Annotated in this window: 13 protein-coding genes; 3 read left to right on the plus strand and 10 right to left on the minus strand. The window is 67.2% G+C overall.

The window, feature by feature from the left end; genetic code table 11:
- Window positions 1-179: 179 nt before the first annotated feature.
- A complete protein-coding gene (ggt, locus tag KHC19_RS22260; protein WP_246549348.1) occupies window positions 180-1,961 on the plus strand; it encodes a gamma-glutamyltransferase in 1,782 nt (593 codons plus the stop codon).
- Window positions 1,962-2,085: 124 nt separating this feature from the next.
- On the opposite strand, the gene KHC19_RS22265 is transcribed toward ggt, so the two are convergent.
- From KHC19_RS22265 to urtA, 7 genes are all read right to left on the minus strand, one after another.
- The gene (locus tag KHC19_RS22265; RefSeq protein WP_213355621.1) at window positions 2,086-2,454 is read right to left on the minus strand and encodes an FmdB family zinc ribbon protein; all 369 of its coding nucleotides are present in this window, start codon (window positions 2,452-2,454) and stop codon (window positions 2,086-2,088) included.
- Window positions 2,455-2,545: 91 nt separating this feature from the next.
- Window positions 2,546-3,781, minus strand: coding sequence for a formamidase (gene fmdA / locus KHC19_RS22270; protein WP_213355622.1), 1,236 nt, complete (start codon window positions 3,779-3,781; stop codon window positions 2,546-2,548).
- 77 nt (window positions 3,782-3,858) lie between these two features.
- Window positions 3,859-4,548 carry an urea ABC transporter ATP-binding subunit UrtE gene (gene urtE / locus KHC19_RS22275; protein ID WP_213355623.1) on the minus strand — a complete coding sequence of 230 codons (690 nt, stop codon included), beginning with the start codon at window positions 4,546-4,548 and terminating at the stop codon, window positions 3,859-3,861.
- 12 nt (window positions 4,549-4,560) lie between these two features.
- Window positions 4,561-5,328, minus strand: a complete 768-nt coding sequence (gene urtD / locus KHC19_RS22280; RefSeq protein WP_213355624.1) for an urea ABC transporter ATP-binding protein UrtD — start codon at window positions 5,326-5,328, stop codon at window positions 4,561-4,563.
- 11 nt (window positions 5,329-5,339) lie between these two features.
- Window positions 5,340-6,458: an urea ABC transporter permease subunit UrtC gene (urtC, locus tag KHC19_RS22285; protein WP_213356356.1), complete on the minus strand. Its 1,119-nt coding sequence runs from the start codon at window positions 6,456-6,458 to the stop codon at window positions 5,340-5,342.
- 64 nt (window positions 6,459-6,522) lie between these two features.
- Complete coding sequence (urtB, locus tag KHC19_RS22290) at window positions 6,523-7,449, minus strand: urea ABC transporter permease subunit UrtB (RefSeq protein ID WP_213355625.1); 927 nt, start codon at window positions 7,447-7,449, stop codon at window positions 6,523-6,525.
- A gap of 93 nt (window positions 7,450-7,542) precedes the next feature.
- Entirely contained in the window at window positions 7,543-8,826 is a 1,284-nt protein-coding gene (gene urtA / locus KHC19_RS22295) for an urea ABC transporter substrate-binding protein (RefSeq protein WP_213355626.1), read from the minus strand.
- A 462-nt stretch (window positions 8,827-9,288) separates the two neighbouring features.
- On the opposite strand from urtA, the gene KHC19_RS22300 reads away from it, so the two are divergent.
- Together KHC19_RS22300 and KHC19_RS22305 are read left to right on the plus strand one after the other, a co-directional pair.
- Window positions 9,289-12,675: a hybrid sensor histidine kinase/response regulator gene (locus KHC19_RS22300; protein ID WP_213356358.1), complete on the plus strand. Its 3,387-nt coding sequence runs from the start codon at window positions 9,289-9,291 to the stop codon at window positions 12,673-12,675.
- Entirely contained in the window at window positions 12,665-13,600 is a 936-nt protein-coding gene (locus KHC19_RS22305; RefSeq protein WP_213355627.1) for a response regulator, read from the plus strand. The genes KHC19_RS22300 and KHC19_RS22305 overlap by 11 nt, the downstream gene beginning before the upstream one ends.
- Before the next feature lie 14 nt (window positions 13,601-13,614).
- On the opposite strand, the gene KHC19_RS22310 is transcribed toward KHC19_RS22305, so the two are convergent.
- The 3 genes from KHC19_RS22310 to adh form a co-directional block, all read right to left on the minus strand.
- Window positions 13,615-14,034, minus strand: a complete 420-nt coding sequence (locus tag KHC19_RS22310) for a DUF779 domain-containing protein (RefSeq protein WP_213355628.1) — start codon at window positions 14,032-14,034, stop codon at window positions 13,615-13,617.
- A gap of 170 nt (window positions 14,035-14,204) precedes the next feature.
- Entirely contained in the window at window positions 14,205-15,233 is a 1,029-nt protein-coding gene (gene adhP, locus KHC19_RS22315) for an alcohol dehydrogenase AdhP (RefSeq protein ID WP_213355629.1), read from the minus strand.
- Between the two features lie 162 nt (window positions 15,234-15,395).
- A complete protein-coding gene (gene adh, locus KHC19_RS22320; RefSeq protein ID WP_213355631.1) occupies window positions 15,396-16,913 on the minus strand; it encodes an aldehyde dehydrogenase in 1,518 nt (505 codons plus the stop codon).
- Window positions 16,914-17,088: the final 175 nt, after the last annotated feature.

Genomic DNA, 17,088 nt, shown 5'->3' on the forward strand with positions numbered 1-17,088 from the left:
CACGGATACGGACGACCGCGGATCAAGACGATCAGACACTGGATCACCTCCTTTCGATTGTTGACGACGTTGTGAGCTTAGCGCGATTCGCGGCGACGTCATCCTCCCTTGCGGCACGACTGTTCACATCCGGTTGCGGTGTGACATGTTCGGTGAGCGGTTCGATGCAGGAGGTGACGATGCGCAGTGCCTTGAGCAACGCCTTGAAGACGCCCCTGGCGTGGATGCTGGCGGCTTCCGTGATGGCGACGCCCGCCCTCAGCCAGCAGGCTTCCGACACGCAGGCGCCGGAAGCGCCGAGCGCGATCGCCGCCGAGGCGAAGTCGGCCACCTCGAAGCACTGGATGGTGGCGACCGCCAATCCGCTCGCCACCCGCGCCGGGGCGGCGGCGCTGCGCAATGGCGGCAACGCCATCGACGCGCTGGTGGCGGCGCAGGCGGTGCTCGGCCTGGTGGAGCCGCAATCCTCCGGCCTCGGCGGCGGCGGCTTCCTGGTCTATTGGGACGCGGCGAGCGGCAAGCTCACCACCTTCGACGGCCGCGAGACGGCGCCCCGCGCGGCGACGCCGACGCTGTTCCAGAACGCCAAGGGCGAACCGCTGACCTTCATGTCGGCGGTGGTCGGCGGCCGCTCGGTCGGCACGCCCGGCCTGCCGCGCCTGCTCGATTTCGCGCATCGGCGCTACGGCCATACCGCCTGGGCGCATCTGTTCCGCCCGGCGGTGCGCCTTGCCGAGGACGGCTTCCCGGTTTCGCCGCGTCTCTCCAAGCTGATCGCCGAGGACGAGAAGACGCTGAAGGCCAACCCGGAGACGGCCGCCTATTTCTTCGACGACAAGGGCGCGCCGCTGGCGGCGGGGACGACGCTGAAGAACCCGGCCTATGGCGACACGCTGCGCCAGCTGGCGCGCTACGGCTCCGCCGCCTTCTATCGCGGCCCCATCGCCCGCGACATCGTGCGCACGGTGCGCGGGGCGCAGGGCAATCCCGGTGCGCTGACGCTGGAGGATCTGCGCGCCTACCGGGTGAAGGAGCGGGCGCCGGTGTGCGGCGACTATCGCGGGCTCGACATTTGCGGCATGGGCCCGCCGAGCTCGGGAGCGCTCACGGTCGGGCAGATCCTAGGTATGCTGAATTCCTACGACCTCAAGTCGCTGGGGGCGTCCTCGCCGGAATCCTGGCGGCTGATCGCCGATGCCTCGCGGCTCGCCTTCGCCGACCGCGACCGCTACATGGCCGACCAGGACTATGTGCCGATGCCGACCAAGGGGCTGCTGGCGCCGGACTACCTGAAGAGCCGCGCCGAGCTGCTGCGCGGCGACGACGCGCTGCCGGAAGTGGCGCCGGGCACCCCGACCTGGAATCACGCCATGCTGGCGCCGAAGCGGGCCGACGATGAATCGATCGAGCTGCCCTCGACGACGCAGATCACCATCGTCGACCGCGACGGCAACGTCGCCTCCATGACCTCCAGCATCGAGGCGGGCTTCGGCTCGCGGCTGATGGTGCGCGGCTTCCTGCTCAATAACGAGCTGACCGACTTCTCCTTCCGTTCCCAGAAGGACGGCGTGCCGATCGCCAACCGGGTCGAGCCCGGCAAGCGGCCGCGCTCCTCCATGGCGCCGACCATCGTGATGAAGGACGGCAAGCCGCTGCTGGCGCTGGGCTCGCCGGGCGGCAGCCAGATCATCGGCTATGTGACGAAGACGCTGATCGCCCATCTCGACTGGGGCATGGACCTGCCCGCCGCCATCGCCGCGCCGAACGTGCTGGCGCGCTTCAACGAGGTGGAGGTCGAGCAGGGCACGCCGGCCGAGGCGCTGGCGCCGAAGCTCGCCGAGCTCGGCTACAAGGTGAAGACGGCGCCGATGACCTCGGGCGTGCAGGCGGTGCTGATCGGCCCGGACGGGCTGACCGGCGCCGCCGACCCCCGCCGCGAAGGGGCGGTGATCGGCGAGTGAGCGCCTCCTGGGTGCGTCATCCCCGGGCCTGGCCCGGGGATCCATGACGAGAGTGCCTGGAGTTGAAAAGCGCAGATGGCCGGGCCCGGCCCGGCCATGACGAAGGGAATGCCGCCGCGCCGCTCTAGTGGCTGATCATCCACGGGCGCGCTGAGGGGAAGCTCTTGGCGCCGTTCGCCGAGGTGGCGGTGCGGTTCTTCTTCGACCGGCTCTTCATGCCGCCGGAGCAGCAGGAGCAGCCGGCGGCGTGTTTCGCCCGCTCCTGCTTTTCCCGGTAGCCGTCGACGCTCATCGGCGCGTGGCGGGCCTGCTCGTTGCCCGCATGGGCGCTGAGGCTCGCCCGCGACATCGAGGTGAAGTGCGGGGCGGTGAGCAGCACGCGCGGGGCCATGACGCCGCAATCCGGGCAGGGCTGCGGGGACTGGTATTCGCTCATCGGGCGCAGGGCGGTGAAGTCGCCGCAGTCGTCGCAAAGATATTCGTAGACGGGCATGTGCCGGTTCCTTGAGCGGTTCCGTTAGGGCGTTTCCTCGATGGAGGCGGGACGGTGTCGCCACCGTCCCGTCGACCGGACCAAAAGGGGGTCAGAGGTCCGGCGAGATCGGCATGTCGACCGAGCCGTCGATGAACTTGGTCGGGCCGGCCGAAGAGGGCTTGATGTCGAAGTCGAAGATCTCGGTCGGCAGCCACAGCGTGGCGCAGGAATTGGGGATGTCGACCACGCCCGAGAGATGGCCCTGCACCGGCGCGACGCCGAGGATGGAGTGCGCCTGCGCGCCGGAATAGCCAAACTTCTTCAGGTACTCGATGGCGTTGAGGCAGGCCTGCCGGTAGGCGACATTGGCGTCGAGATAGTGCTGGGTGCCGCTCTCGTCGACCGAGATGCCTTCGAAGATCAGGTAGTCCTTGTAGTTCGGGGTGATCGGCGACGGCTTGAAGATCGGGTTCTTGATGCCGTACAGCGCCATGCCGTCCTTGATCAGGTCGACCTTGATGTGCAGCCAGGCGCCGAACATCTCGATGGCGCCGCAGAAGGTGATCTCGCCGTCGCCCTGGGAGAAGTGCATGTCGCCCATGGAGAGGCCGGCGCCGTCGACATAGACCGGGAAGTAGATCTTCGAGCCGCGCGACAGGTCCTTGATGTCGCAATTGCCGCCATGCTCGCGCGGCGGCACGGTGCGGGCGCCCTCGGCCGCCACCTTATCCCAGGCGTCGCCCTTGCCGAGCTTGCCGAGATGCGCGGTCTTCGGCGCCGGCGGGTTGGCGAGCGGCGGTACGCGGGTCGGGTTGGTGTCGATCAGCGCCTGCTCGCGGGCGTTCCAGGTGTCGAGCAGCTTCTGCGAGGGCAGGGTGCCGATGAGGCCGGGATGGATGAGGCCGGCGAAGCCGACGCCCGGCACGTGGCGCGAGCGGGTGAACATGCCCTCATAGTGCCAGATCGACTTCTGCGCGAGCGGGAAGTGGTCGGTGAGGAAGCCACCGCCGTTCTTCTTCGAGAAGAAGCCGTTGAAGCCCCATTCATGGCCCTTCAGCGTGCCGGCGTCGAGGATGTCGACGACGAGCAGGTCGCCCGGCTTGGCGCCCTTCACGCCGATGGGGCCGGAGAGATAGTGCACCGTCGACAGGTCGACGTCGCGGATGTCGTCGGCGGAATCGTTGTTGGCGATGGCGCCGCCGGTCCAGTCCACCGTCTCGACCAGGAAGTCGGCGCCCGGCTCGACCCAGGTGGCGATCGGAATGTCCGGGTGCCAGCGATTGTGCAGATATTCGTTCTCCGTGGCCGGCTTCGACAGATCGACCGAGATCAGTGTTTCAGGCATGGCGAACTCCGTTCCCCTTGGACTGCATGCGGATGGTTTGGAAATTGGGATGCCGGCCGACCGGCCGGTGCCCGGCCTCAGACGGAAAGGAAGCGCGCGACCTTCGCCTCGTCGACGTCGGCGCGCCTGTCCTCGTGGACGATCTCGCCATTCTCGATCACCAGCACCCTGTCGGCGATGTCGAGGGCAAAGGACAGCACCTGCTCCGACACCACGATGGACAGTCCGCGCTCGTCGCGGATGCGCTTCAGCGTACGCGCCATCTCGCGGATGATCGAGGGCTGGATGCCTTCGGTCGGCTCGTCGAGCAGCAGCACCTTCGGCTGGGTGGCGAGCGCGCGGGCGATGGCGAGCTGCTGCTGCTGGCCGCCGGAAAGGTTGCCGCCGCGGCGGCCCTTCATCTCCAAGAGCACCGGGAACAGCTCGTAGAGGTCCGGCGGCACCTTGATCTCGCCGCGCGGGATCAGCCCGGTCTCGATGTTCTCCTGCACCGTCATGGTGGAGAAGATCATGCGGCCCTGCGGCACATAGGCGATGCCGTTGGCGACGCGCTCATAGCTCTTGAGCCTGGTGATGTCGGTGGCGCCCAGCGTGACCGAGCCGCTTTTCGTGGGCACGATGCCCATGAGCGACTTCATGAGCGTGGTCTTGCCCATGCCGTTGCGGCCCATGATGGCGACGATCTCGTTCGGCGCCACCTTGACGTCGATGCCGTGCAGCACCTCGCTCTGGCCGTAGGAGACGTGGAGGTCGGCGATGTCGAGCATGGTGAGCCTCCCTCAATGGCCGAGATAGACTTCGACGACCTTGGGGTCCGCCTGGACCTTGGCCATCGGGCCTTCCGACAGGATCCTGCCCTGGTGCAGCACCGTGACCTTGTGGGCGATGTCCTCGACGAACTTCATGTCGTGCTCGATGACGATCACCGAGCGGTCCTTGATGATGCGGTTGAGCAACTCGGCGGTCTTCTTGCGCTCGGAGACGCTCATGCCGGCCACCGGCTCGTCGAGCATCAGGAGTTCCGGGTCCTGGATCAGCAGCATGCCGATCTCCAGCCACTGTTTCTGGCCGTGCGAGAGATATTCGGCGCGCTGGTCGAGCTGGTCGGCGAGGAAGATGGTCTCGGCCACCTCCTGCACCCGCTCCTTCACCGGGCCGTCGCGGCGGAAGGTGAGGGCGCCCATGACGGTGCGCCCCTTCGGGTAGGAGATTTCGAGGTTCTCGAAGACGGTGAGGTCCTCGTAGATCGACGGATTCTGGAACTTGCGGCCGACGCCGGCGCGGACGATCTCGTGCTCCTTCATCCGGGTCAGCTCGCGGTCCTTGAAGCGGATCGAGCCGGCGGTCGCCTTGGTGCGGCCGCAGATGAGGTCGAGCACCGTGGTCTTGCCGGCGCCGTTGGGGCCGATGATCACCCGGATCTCGTTCTCGTCGACATAGAAGGACAGGTCGTTGACCGCCTTGAAGCCGTCGAAGGAGACGGTGAGCCCCTCCACCGCCAGCACGAAGTCCTTGTTCATCGCATCGGTGATGACATTGGCATTCATGGTTGCGGCTCCTATTCGGCGACGGCGGGCGTGGCGACGGGGAGGGGCTCGGCCACCGCCGGGGACGCGGCGCGCCGGGCCGGACCGCCGAACAGCGGGCCGAGGCGCGGGGCGACATGGACCTGCCAGAGGCCGGCAATGCCGTTCGGAAAGGCGAGCACCACGGCGATGAACAGTCCGCCGAGGCCGAGCAGCCACAGCTCCGGGAAGCTTTCGGAGAAGGAGGTCTTCGCCCAATTCACCAGCAGCGTGCCGTAGATGGCGCCGAGGATGGACAGGCGCCCGCCGACCGCGGTGTAGATCACCATCTCGATGGACGGCACGATGCCGACGAAGGAGGGCGACATGAAGCCGACCTGCAGGGTGAACATCGCCCCGCCTATGCCCGAGAGAGCCGCCGACAGGCAGAAGACGAACACCTTGAAGCTGGAGACGTCGTAGCCGGAGAAGCGCACGCGGTCTTCCTTGTCGCGCATGGCGACGAGGAGGCGGCCGAGCTTGGAGGACTTCACGTAATAGGCGAGCAGGATGCAGGCGAGCAGCAGCCCGACGCAGACGAAATAGAGGACCGTCTTGGCGCCGTCGGTGCGGATATCCCAGCCGTGCAGCGTGCGCAGGTCGGTGATGCCGTTGATGCCGCCGGTATAGCCCTGCTGGCCGACGATCAGGATGGTCATGATGGCGGCGAGCGCCTGGGTGATGATGGCGAAATAGACGCCGCCCACCCGCCGCTTGAACAGCGCGAAGCCGAGGATCAGCGCGAACAGGGCGGGCACCGCGACCACCGCCAGCGTGGTGAAGCCGAAATGGCGGAACGGCTCCCAGAACCAGGGCAGGGCGGTGATCTGGTTCCAGTCCATGAAATCGGGAATGCCGGGCGTCGACTGGATCCTGGTGTTCTCGACGCTCGAGGCTTCGAGCTTGAGATACATCGCCATGCAGTAGCCGCCGAGGCCGAAGAACACGCCCTGGCCGAGCGAGAGGATGCCGGCATAGCCCCAGCACAGCACCAGGCCGAGCGCCACGAAGGCGTAGGTGAGGTATTTGCCGACGAATTGCAGGCGGAAATTGTCCAGCGCCAGCGGCAGCACCACCAGCAACAGCAGCGCGAGGAGGGCGATGCCGATCATGTCCTGCGGGCGCAGGAAGAAGCTGCGGCCGGATGTCGGGGCTTGTGTGGTCACGGGCGCCTCCTCAACGACGGACCTTGATGACGAACAGGCCCTGCGGCCGCAGCATCAGGATGACGACCACGCCGATCAGCGTGAGGACCTTGGCCATCGAGCCGGAGAGGAAGAATTCCAGCGTCGACTGGGCCTGCGAGATGGTGAAGGCGGAGGCGATGGTGCCGAGCAGGCTCTGCGCGCCGCCGAACACCACGACGAGGAAGGTGTCGACGATGTAGAGCTGGCCGGAGGTCGGGCCGGTGGAGCCGATCATGGTGAAGGCCGAGCCGGCGACACCGGCGATGCCGCAGCCGAGGCCGAAGGTGTAGCGGTCGACCTTCTCGGTGTTGATGCCGACCGCACCGGCCATGACGCGGTTCTGCACCACGGCGCGCACCTGCTTGCCCCAGCTCGACCGGTACATCAGCAGCGCCACCGCGACGGTGATGGCGATGGTCAGCCCCATGACGAACAGGCCGTTGATCTGCACCTCGACGACATCGGTGACGGGGAGCGAGCCCATCATCCAGCCCGGCAGCTCGACGCCGACCTCGCGCGGGCCGAACACCGAGCGGTAGACCTGCTGCAGGATCAGGCTGAGGCCCCAGGTGGCGAGCAGCGTGTCGAGCGGGCGCTTGTAGAGATGGCGGATCATCAGCCATTCCGTCGCCATGCCCAGCGCGCCGGAGGCGAGGAAGGCGAGGATCATCGCGACGAAGAAGTAGATCCCGAACAGCGACGGCAGGTGGTTCAGGAAGAATTGCGAGGTGAAGTAGGTAACATAGGCGCCGAGGATCATGAACTCGCCATGCGCCATGTTGATCACGCCCATCTGGCCGAAGATGATGGCGAGGCCGAGCGCCATCAGCACGAAGACCGAGAACAGGATCAGGCCGGCGAAACCCTGCATCAGGAAGATGGAGCTGAGCTCGGCCAGCGAATAATCGGAAAACATCGGGAATCCCCCGGCAGGCGCCCGAGCGGCGCGGCTTCGTCGACCGAAAGCGGCCGGAGAGGGCGAGCCCTCTCCGGGATCAGCGGCGGGCGATCACTGATAGCCCTTGGGGAACGGGTTGGGCTCGATGAGATCGGGGGTCTCGAACACCACCTTGAACTGGCCGTCGAGCTGCGCCTGGCCGACGCGGGTCTTCGACCACAGATGGTGGTTGGGGTGGATCTTGACGTAGCCTTCCGGCGCCTTGGGGAACTCGATGCCGGCGGAGGCCTCGGCGATCTTGTCGATGTCGAAGCTGCCGGCCTTCTCCACGGTGAGCTTCCACAGCCACGGGCCGAGATAGGCGGCCTGGGTGACGTCGCCGATGACGGTCTTCTCGCCCCACATCTTCTTGAAGGCGGCGACGAAGTCCTTGTTGTTGGGATTGTCGAGCGACTGGAAGTACTTCATGCAGCTATAGGCGCCGGCGATGTTGTCGCCGCCGATGCCGTCGATCTCGTCCTCGGTGACGGAGATGGTCAGCAGCGTCTGCTTGGACAGGTCGATGCCGGCGGCCTTGAGCTGCTTGTAGAAGGCGACGTTGGAGCCGCCGACGATGATGGCGTAGATCACGTCCGGCTTGGTCAGCTTGATCTTGTTGATCACCGAGTTGAACTGGGTATGGCCGAGCGGGAAATATTCCTCGCCCACCACCTTGCTGCCCTTCATGAAGTTTTCGATGTGCTTGCGGGCGATCTTGTTGGAGGTGCGCGGCCAGATATAGTCGGAGCCGAGCAGATAGAAGCTCTTGGCTCCCTTCTCCCTCTGCACCCAGTCGAGCCCGGCGATGATCTGCTGGGTGGCCTCCTGGCCGGTATAGATGACGTTCTTCGACTGCTCGAGACCTTCATAGAAGGTCGGGTAGTAGAGCATGCCGTTATACTGCTCGAACACCGGCAGCACCGCCTTGCGGGAGGCTGAGGTCCAACAGCCGAACACCGCGGCGCATTTGTCGTTGACCAGCAGCTTCTTGGCCTTCTCGGCGAAGTTCGGCCAATCGGAGGCGCCGTCCTCCTGCACGAACTTGATCTTGCGGCCGAGCACGCCGCCCATGGCGTTGATCTGGTCGATGGCGAGCTTCTCCGCCTGCACCGAGCCGGTCTCGGAGATCGCCATGGTGCCGGTGACGGAATGCAGGATGCCGACGGTGACGTCGGTATCGGTTACTGCAAGTCCCGTCGTGTTGACGGCGGAGGTCGCCGGCGCCTGGGCGAAGGCGCGGGAAGGAAACAGCGCGGTGGATGAAAGAAGAGGTGCCGCGGGGAGCGCGGCGAGACCTTTCAGAAGCCGGCGGCGCGTCGCAGAAAACTTATCAGATCCGTCCTGATGCGTGGACATGCAAATCCCCTCCACGGGTTTGGCGTGGCTAAACAAGCTTGTCGCTGTGCTTGTATTGTCATGATGGTGGCGGGGGAGACCGCGCCGCAGCAATACGTCAATTGACGTATAGGGATTCGCCGGCCCGCCCCTCACCATGTCTGCGCGCCTGGAAAGGCAGGTTCCGCCGGTCGGCGGGCCTGATTTCTACGCGCGCGAGCGAAGGTGCACGCGGGTTGAAGGGTTTTCTACTTTCCGGGCAGCGGAAGAGCCCGGTGTCCGGTTCGGGGTGTCGCCGGTTCGATTGTTGGTTCCGGCGAGACGTCCTGCGCCGGGAGCGCGACGGCCGTCGCGTTCGGGAGCCGGGGCGCATGGTGCGTTTTTTGCTGGCGTGCGACCGGCCCGGACGTGGCCGGCGGCAGAACAGGGCGTGGGAGGAACAGGGGAGGAATGGCGGGCGTCGAGGCGGCGAGGCAGGACACCATGGCGGCCGAGCAGAAGATCGTGCGCGTGCGACGCCGCTACAACCAGTGGGTCGTCAACGAGACGCTGGAGGACTATGCGCTGCGCTTCACCGCCAAGAGCGCCCGGCGCTGGTCGGCGCTGCGGGTGGCGAACACCGCGCTCGGGGCGGTGTCCTTCCTTGCCCTGGAGGCGATCGGCGGCGCGGTGACGCTTGCCTATGGCTTCCACAACGCCGTCGCCGCCATCCTCGTCGTCTGCGCGCTGATCTTCGCCACCGGCCTGCCCATCTGCTACTACGCGGCGAAATACGGCGTCGACATCGACCTGCTGACCCGCGGCGCCGGCTTCGGCTATATCGGCTCGACCGTCACCTCGCTGATCTACGCCTCCTTCACCTATCTGTTCTTCGCCATCGAGGCGGCGATCATGGCGCTGGCACTGGAGATGTGCTTCGGCGTGCCGCTGATGGTCGGCTATTTCGTCAGCGCGCTGGTGGTGATTCCGCTGGTGACGCACGGCATCACCTTCATCAGCCGCTTCCAGCTGTGGACCCAGCCCGCCTGGGTGCTGCTCAACATCGTGCCGCTGGTCTTCGTGCTGCAGGCCGGCGGGAACGCGCTGGAGGAGTGGACGCGCTATGCCGGCCGGCTCGGCGCGCCCGACGGCTCGTTCGATCCGCTGCTGTTCGGCAGCGCCGCCACCGTGGTGTTCGCGCTGGTGGCGCAGATCGGCGAGCAGGTGGATTTCCTGCGCTTCCTGCCGCGCCGTGCGCCGGGACGCAGTGCCGCCGCCCGCAATACGGCGTGGTGGCTCGCGCTGCTGTCGGCCGGGCCGGGGTGGATCGTCGTCGGCGGGCTGAAGATGCTGGCGGGGTCCTTCCTCGCCTATTTCGCGCTCACTCATGGCGTGCCCTTCCTGCACGCCGCCGAGCCGACGCAGATGTATCTCGTCGCCTTCGAGGTGGGCCTGCCGCCGCAGGCGGCGCTCGTCGCCACCGGGCTGTTCGTCATCCTCGCCCAGCTCAAGATCAACGTGACGAACTCCTATGCCGGCTCGATCGCCTGGTCGAACTTCTTCTCGCGGCTGACCCACAGCCATCCCGGCCGGGTGGTGTGGCTGGTGTTCAATGTCACCATCGCGCTGATGCTGATGGCGCTCGGCATCTACAAGGTGCTGGAGCAGATCCTCGGCCTCTACGCCATCGTGGCGGTGGCCTGGGTGGCGGCGCTGGTGGCCGACCTCGTGGTGAACAAGCCGATGGGCTGGAGCCCGCCGGGCATCGAATTCAAGCGGGCGCATCTTTACGATATCAACCCGGTCGGGGTGGCGGCGGTGATGGCGGGCACCGGCGTCGCGGTGCTGGCCTTCGCCGGGCTGTTCGGCGCGGCGCTGCAGGCCTTCGCGCCCTTCGTGGCGCTGGTGGTTTCCTTCGCCACCGCCTGCGCCGTCGCCTGGGGAACCGGCGGGCGCTACTATCTCGCCCGCCAGACCACGAAGCGGTGGGAAGGCCGCACCACGCTGCGGTGCTGCATCTGCGAGCACAAGTTCGAGCCGGAGGACATGGCGCATTGCCCGGTCTATGCCGGGCCGATCTGCTCGCTGTGCTGCTCGCTCGACGCGCGCTGCCACGACCGCTGCAAGCAGGAGGCGCGCTTTCCCGACCAGATCCTCGCCATGCTGCGGGCGGCCCTGCCGGTGTGGGCGGTGGCGCGGATCAACTCCCGGCTCGGCCATTATATCGGCGTGCTGTCGCTGCTGGCGGTGGTGATCGGCGCCATTCTGGGGGTGATCTATGTCCAGGCCGCGCTGTCGCCGCCCGCCGAGCGGGACGCGATCGGGGGCATGCTGTTCACCCTCTATTTCATCCTGCTGATCATCGCCGGCGTCGCCGCCTGGCTGTTCGTGCTGGCGCAGGAGAGCCGGCGCGTCGCCCAGGAAGAGAGCAACCGCCAGACCGCGCTGCTGATGCGCGAGATCGAGGCGCACAAGCGCACCGACGCCAAGCTGCAGAAGGCGAAGGAAGTCGCGGAGGCCGCCAACCTCGCCAAGAGCCGCTACGTGGTCGGCATCAGCCATGAGCTGCGCACGCCGCTCAACGCCATTCTCGGCTATGCCCAGCTCTTGGAGCGCGACGCCGCCATCCCGCCGCACCGGCGCGACTCGATCCGGGTGATGCGGCGCTCGGCCGAGCACCTGTCCGGCCTCATCGACGGGCTGCTCGACATTTCGAAGATCGAGGCCGGGCGGCTGCATCTCGCCCGCGACGAGGTGCGCATCGGCGAGTTCCTCGACCAGCTGGTCGACATGTTCCGGCTGCAGGCGACGGCCAAGGGCATCGATTTCGTCTATGTCGGGCCCGAGCGGCTGCCGGCGGTGGTCTATACCGACGAGAAGCGGCTGCGGCAGATCCTCATCAACCTGCTCTCCAACGCCATCAAGTTCACCCATTCGGGGCGGGTGGCGCTGCGCGTCGCCTATCGCAGCCAGGTCGCGGAGTTCGAGGTCGAGGATACCGGCATCGGCATTCCCGCGGCCGATCACCGGCGCATCTTCGAGCCGTTCGAGCGCGGCGAGCGGGCCGGCACCTATTCCACCGCCGGCATCGGCCTCGGGTTGACCATCACCAAGCTGCTCACCGAGATCATGGGCGGGGAGATCTCGCTGACCTCCACGCCGGGCGCCGGCAGCGTCTTCCGGGTGAAGGTGATGCTCTCGGAAGTCGCGCGGCCGAGCCGCAACGCCGCCCCGCCGCATCGCCGGATCGCCGGCTATGCCGGGCGGCGGCGCACCGTGCTGGTGGCCGACGACGACGACGCGCATCGCGACCTGATGCACGAGGTGCTGGTGCCGCTCGGCTTCACCGTACTCGCCGCCGCCGACGGCGTGGCGGCGCTGGACATGGTGCGGCAATGGGCGCCGGACCTGGTGCTGCTCGACATCTCCATGCCCGGGCTGAACGGCTGGGAAGTGGCGCGGCAGCTGCGCGACGAGGGCTTCGCGCGGCTACGCATCCTGATGATCTCCGCCAATGCCGGCGAGATCATCGGCGAGGGGCTCGACGCCCGCCATCACGACGACCAGATGGCCAAGCCCGTGCAGCTCGCGGCGCTGCTGGAAAAGCTGGAAAAGCTGCTGGAGCTCGACTGGATCGTCGAGGGGCAGGGCGCGTCGCCGGTTCCGGCGTCGGTGCCGGTGCTGCGGCCGCCGGCGGGCGCGCATATCGAGGATCTCATGAAGCTCGGCGAGATCGGCTATGTGCGCGGCATCCAGGCCAAGCTCTCCGAGATCGAGGCCGCCTCGCCGGAGAGCGGCGCCTTCGTCTCGCATATGCGCGACCTCGTCGACACCTTCGATCTCAAGCGATACATGGCCGTATTGGAGGCGTTGCGCAGCGATGATGCATAGCGTGGAGCGCCGCGACATCGTCCTGGTGGTGGACGATTCGCCGGAAACCCTCAGCCTCCTGACCGACGCGCTGGAAGCCGCCGGCGCCACGGTGCTGGTGGCGGTGGAGGGCGCCAACGCGCTCGCCCTGGTGGAGCGTATCACCCCGGACGTCATCCTGATGGACGCGCTGATGCCGGGCATGGACGGCTTCGAGACCTGCCGCCGGCTGAAGGGCAACAAGGCCACCGCGCATGTGCCGGTGATCTTCATGACCGGCCTGTCGGAAACCGAGCAGATCGTGAAAGGGCTGGAGGCGGGCGGCGTCGACTATGTGACGAAGCCGATCTCGCCTTACGAACTGATCGCCCGCATCCGCGTGCATCTCGCCAATGCCCGGCAAACACACAGCGCGCGGGCGGCGCTCGACGCGGCCGGCCGCTTCCTGCTGTCCTCGACGGCGCAGGGGCGGGTGCTGTGGAGCACGCCGCAGGCGACCGCGCTGCTCGCCGCCATCACCGTTTCCGCGCCGGGCGACGCCTTCCTGCTGCCGGAGGCGGTGCGCGACTGGCTCGCCGGCCGCCGCGGCGAGACGGCGTCGGGCACGGCCCGCGAGGCGATCGACCTGCCGGTCGACGGCTCCGCGCGGCGGCTGCGACTCTCCTATGTCGGGCAGATCGGGCCGGACGAACTGCTCCTGCGCATCGTCGAGGACGAGGGACTGGCGCCCGAGCAGGTGCTGAAAGCCCGGCTGAACCTCACCTTGCGCGAGGCGGAAGTGCTGATGTGGCTGGCGCGCGGCAAGGCGAACCGCGACATCGGCGAGATCCTCGGCCTGTCGCCGCGCACGGTGAACAAGCATCTGGAGCAGATCTACGCCAAGATCGGCGTCGAGAACCGGGCGGCGGCGACGGCGCTCGCCGTCACCGCGCTGACCCCGCGCTAGCGGGGGAGACGGGGCTAGCCGGCGGCGCCGCGCCCGATGGGGGCGAGACGGTCGAGGTCGGCATCGGTGAACAGGCGCGAGCGGGTGAGGAAGCGCACGCCCCGGCCGTTCTCCAGGCTGAACATGCCGCCGCGCCCGGGCACGACGTCGATGATCAGCTGGGTGTGCTGCCAATAGTCGAATTGCGACGGGCTCATATAGAAGGGCGCACCCCCGATGGCGCCGAGCCGGACGTCCTCGTCGCCGACGATGTAGTCGCCCTGCGGGTAGCACATGGGCGAGGAGCCGTCGCAGCAGCCGCCGGACTGGTGGAACAGCACCGGGCCGTATTCGCCCTGCAGTTCGGCGATGAGCGCCAGCGCCGCCTCGGTGGCGAGGACGCGGGAAACCGTGTCGGCGGGGGTGAGCGGATCGGCGGCGAGGGTGTCGGTCATGGTCTCCTCCCGTTTCGTCGCCGCGCTCGTTCGGCCGGTGTGGCGCGGCTGTCGGCATTCCGAAGATGGGGCCCGAACGGTCCGCCGGCAAGCGCGCGGCAAACGCGCGCCAGGTCGGCCCGTCGCCGCGTGAAGCCGGGCAGCCGCATGCCGTCCGGCCTCCCGGTGGCTCAGGCGGCGATGTCCAGCACGATGCGGCCGTCGATCTTGCCGGCATGCATGCGCGCGAAGATATCGTTGATGTCCTCGAGCCTGCCGCGCTCCACCGTCGCCTTCACCTTGCCCTCGGCGGCGAAATCGAGCGATTCCTGCAGGTCGAGACGGGTGCCGACGATGGAGCCGCGCACCGTGGTGCCGTTCAGCACCATATCGAAGATCGGCAGGTCGAAGGCGCCGGGCGGCAGCCCGTTCGCCACCAGCGTGCCGCCTCGGCGCATCATGCCGAGCGCCTGGCTGAAGGCCTTGGGCGAGACCGCTGTCACCAGCACGCCATGGGCGCCGCCGATCTGCTTCTTCAGCACCGCGACCGGATCCTGCTCCAGCACGTTGACGGTGACGGCGGCGCCGAGCTTGCGGGCCAGATCGAGCTTGTCCTCGGCGACGTCGACCGCCGCGACGTTGAGGCCCATCGCCTTGGCGTACTGCACCGCCATGTGGCCGAGCCCGCCGACGCCGGAGATCACCACCCAGTCGCCGGGCTTGGTGTCGGTCATCTTCAGGCCCTTATAGACGGTGACGCCGGCGCACAGCACCGGGGCGATGTCGACGAAGCCGACATTCTTCGGCAGGTGGCCGACATAGTTGGGGTCGGCGATCACATAATCGGCGAAGCCGCCATTCACCGAATAGCCGGTGTTCTTCTGCTCCTCGCACAGGGTCTCCCAGCCGCCGAGGCAGTGGGCGCAGTGGCCGCAGGCGGTGTAGAGCCAGGGGACGCCGACGCGGTCGCCCTCCTTGACGTGCTTGACCCCGGCGCCGACGCCGGAGACGTAACCGACGCCCTCATGGCCGGGAATGAAGGGCGGGTTCGGCTTCACCGGCCAGTCGCCCTCGGCGGCGTGGAGATCGGTGTGGCACACGCCCGATGCCTGGATGCGGACCTGGATCTCGCCCGGGCCGGGCTCTGGAACCGCCACGTCCTCGATGACGAGGGGCTTGCCGAACGCACGGACCACCGCCGCCTTCATCGTCTTTGCCATCCAATTTGTCTCCCTGTTCGGGCGGGCGCCCCGCTGCGCCGGCCACCATCGCTGCGGCGGGAGGAGCCCCGTCCACCCCGCCGATCCCTGGTCTTTCCCCATGTGGGGACGTGCCGGGAAGGTGGCCGGGCGCGCGCGGCGCCCGACCGGAGCCGGATCGGCTCAGAAGAAGCCCAGCTTCTTCGGCGAGTAGCTGACCAGCAGGTTCTTGGTCTGCTGGTAGTGGTCGAGCATCATCTTGTGGGTCTCGCGACCGATGCCGGACTGCTTGTAGCCGCCGAAGGCCGCATGGGCCGGATAGGCATGGTAGCAGTTGGTCCACACGCGGCCGGCCTGGATGGCGCGGCCGAAGCGATAGGCGCGGTTGCCGTCGCGGGTCCACACGCCGGCGCCGAGGCCGTAGAGCGTGTCGTTGGCGATGGAGAGCGCCTCGTCCTCGTCCTTGAAGGTGGTCACCGACACCACCGGGCCGAAGATCTCCTCCTGGAAGATGCGCATCTTGTTGTGGCCCTTGAACACGGTCGGCTTCACGTAATAGCCGCCGGCCAGGTCGCCGCCGAGCTCGTTGCGCCCGCCGCCGGTGAGCACCTGCGCGCCCTCCTGCTTGCCGATGTCGATATAGGAGAGGATCTTCTCCAGCTGCTCGGAGGAGGCCTGCGCGCCGATCATCGTCGAGGGATCGAGCGGCGAGCCCTGCACGATGGCCTCGACGCGCTTCAGCGCCCGCTCCATGAAGCGGTCATAGATGGCCTCGTGGATCAGCGCGCGCGACGGACAGGTGCAGACCTCGCCCTGGTTCAGCGCGAACATCACGAAGCCTTCGATCGCCTTGTCGAAGAAGTCGTCGTCCTCGGCGGTGACGTCCTTGTGGAAGATGTTGGGCGACTTGCCGCCGAGCTCCAGCGTCACCGGGATCAGGTTCTGGCTGGCATACTGCATGATCAGCCGGCCCGTCGTGGTCTCGCCGGTGAAGGCGATCTTGGCGATGCGCGGGTTGGAGGCGAGCGGCTTGCCGGCCTCGAGGCCGAAGCCGTTGACGACGTTGAGCACGCCGGGCGGCAGCAGGTCGCCGACCAGCTCCAGCAGCAAGAGGATGCTGGCGGGGGTCTGTTCGGCCGGCTTCAGCACCACGCAATTGCCGGCGGCCAGCGCCGGGGCGAGCTTCCACACCGCCATGAGGATCGGGAAGTTCCACGGGATGATCTGGCCGACCACGCCGAGCGGCTCGTGATAGTGATAGGCGACGGTGTCGTGGTCGATCTCGGAGAGCGCGCCTTCCTGCGCACGCACGCAGGCGGCGAAATAGCGGAAATGATCGATGGCGAGCGGGATGTCGGCCGCGGTGGTCTCGCGGATCGGCTTGCCGTTGTCCCAGGTCTCGGCGAGCGCGATGGTGTCGAGTTTTTCCTCCATGCGGTCGGCGATCAGGTTGAGGATGCGGGCCCGCTCGGCGGCGGAGGTCTTGCCCCAGGCGTCCTTGGCCTTGTGCGCGGCGTCGAGGGCGAGCTCGATGTCGTCCTTGTCGGAGCGGGGAATCTCGCAGATCTTGCCGCCGGTGATCGGCGAGGTGTTGTCGAAATAGCGGCCGTTCACCGGCTCGACCCACTGGCCGCCGATGTAGTTGCCGTATTTCGCCTTGAAGGGCGACTGGCGGGTGATGGCGATTTCAGGCTTGTTCATTCTGGGATCCTCCCGAGTTGGGTGCCCCTGGGTTTGCACCGCCTGTGCCAGAGTTTTCTTGCGGCGCAAAAAATCGTTGATGCGATACGGCAAAATATTGAAAGTGCTGGATTAAGAAATCAGTTCACTTTCGTTTCAAAACAAAGGGTGTGGACCGCCGGCCGGAACTTTGCCA

The sequence above is a fragment of the Ancylobacter oerskovii genome (assembly GCF_018390555.1).
Lineage (GTDB): Bacteria > Pseudomonadota > Alphaproteobacteria > Rhizobiales > Xanthobacteraceae > Ancylobacter > Ancylobacter oerskovii.

Coding starts and splice junctions, on each gene's coding strand:
- ggt (WP_246549348.1), top strand. CDS start 180: ATGCGCAGTGCCTTGAGCAACGCCTTGAAGACGCCCCTGGCGTGGATG.
- KHC19_RS22265 (WP_213355621.1), bottom strand. CDS start 2,454: ATGCCCGTCTACGAATATCTTTGCGACGACTGCGGCGACTTCACCGCC.
- fmdA (WP_213355622.1), bottom strand. CDS start 3,781: ATGCCTGAAACACTGATCTCGGTCGATCTGTCGAAGCCGGCCACGGAG.
- urtE (WP_213355623.1), bottom strand. CDS start 4,548: ATGCTCGACATCGCCGACCTCCACGTCTCCTACGGCCAGAGCGAGGTG.
- urtD (WP_213355624.1), bottom strand. CDS start 5,328: ATGAATGCCAATGTCATCACCGATGCGATGAACAAGGACTTCGTGCTG.
- urtC (WP_213356356.1), bottom strand. CDS start 6,458: ATGATCGGCATCGCCCTCCTCGCGCTGCTGTTGCTGGTGGTGCTGCCG.
- urtB (WP_213355625.1), bottom strand. CDS start 7,449: ATGTTTTCCGATTATTCGCTGGCCGAGCTCAGCTCCATCTTCCTGATG.
- urtA (WP_213355626.1), bottom strand. CDS start 8,826: ATGTCCACGCATCAGGACGGATCTGATAAGTTTTCTGCGACGCGCCGC.
- KHC19_RS22300 (WP_213356358.1), top strand. CDS start 9,289: ATGGCGGCCGAGCAGAAGATCGTGCGCGTGCGACGCCGCTACAACCAG.
- KHC19_RS22305 (WP_213355627.1), top strand. CDS start 12,665: ATGATGCATAGCGTGGAGCGCCGCGACATCGTCCTGGTGGTGGACGAT.
- KHC19_RS22310 (WP_213355628.1), bottom strand. CDS start 14,034: ATGACCGACACCCTCGCCGCCGATCCGCTCACCCCCGCCGACACGGTT.
- adhP (WP_213355629.1), bottom strand. CDS start 15,233: ATGGCAAAGACGATGAAGGCGGCGGTGGTCCGTGCGTTCGGCAAGCCC.
- adh (WP_213355631.1), bottom strand. CDS start 16,913: ATGAACAAGCCTGAAATCGCCATCACCCGCCAGTCGCCCTTCAAGGCG.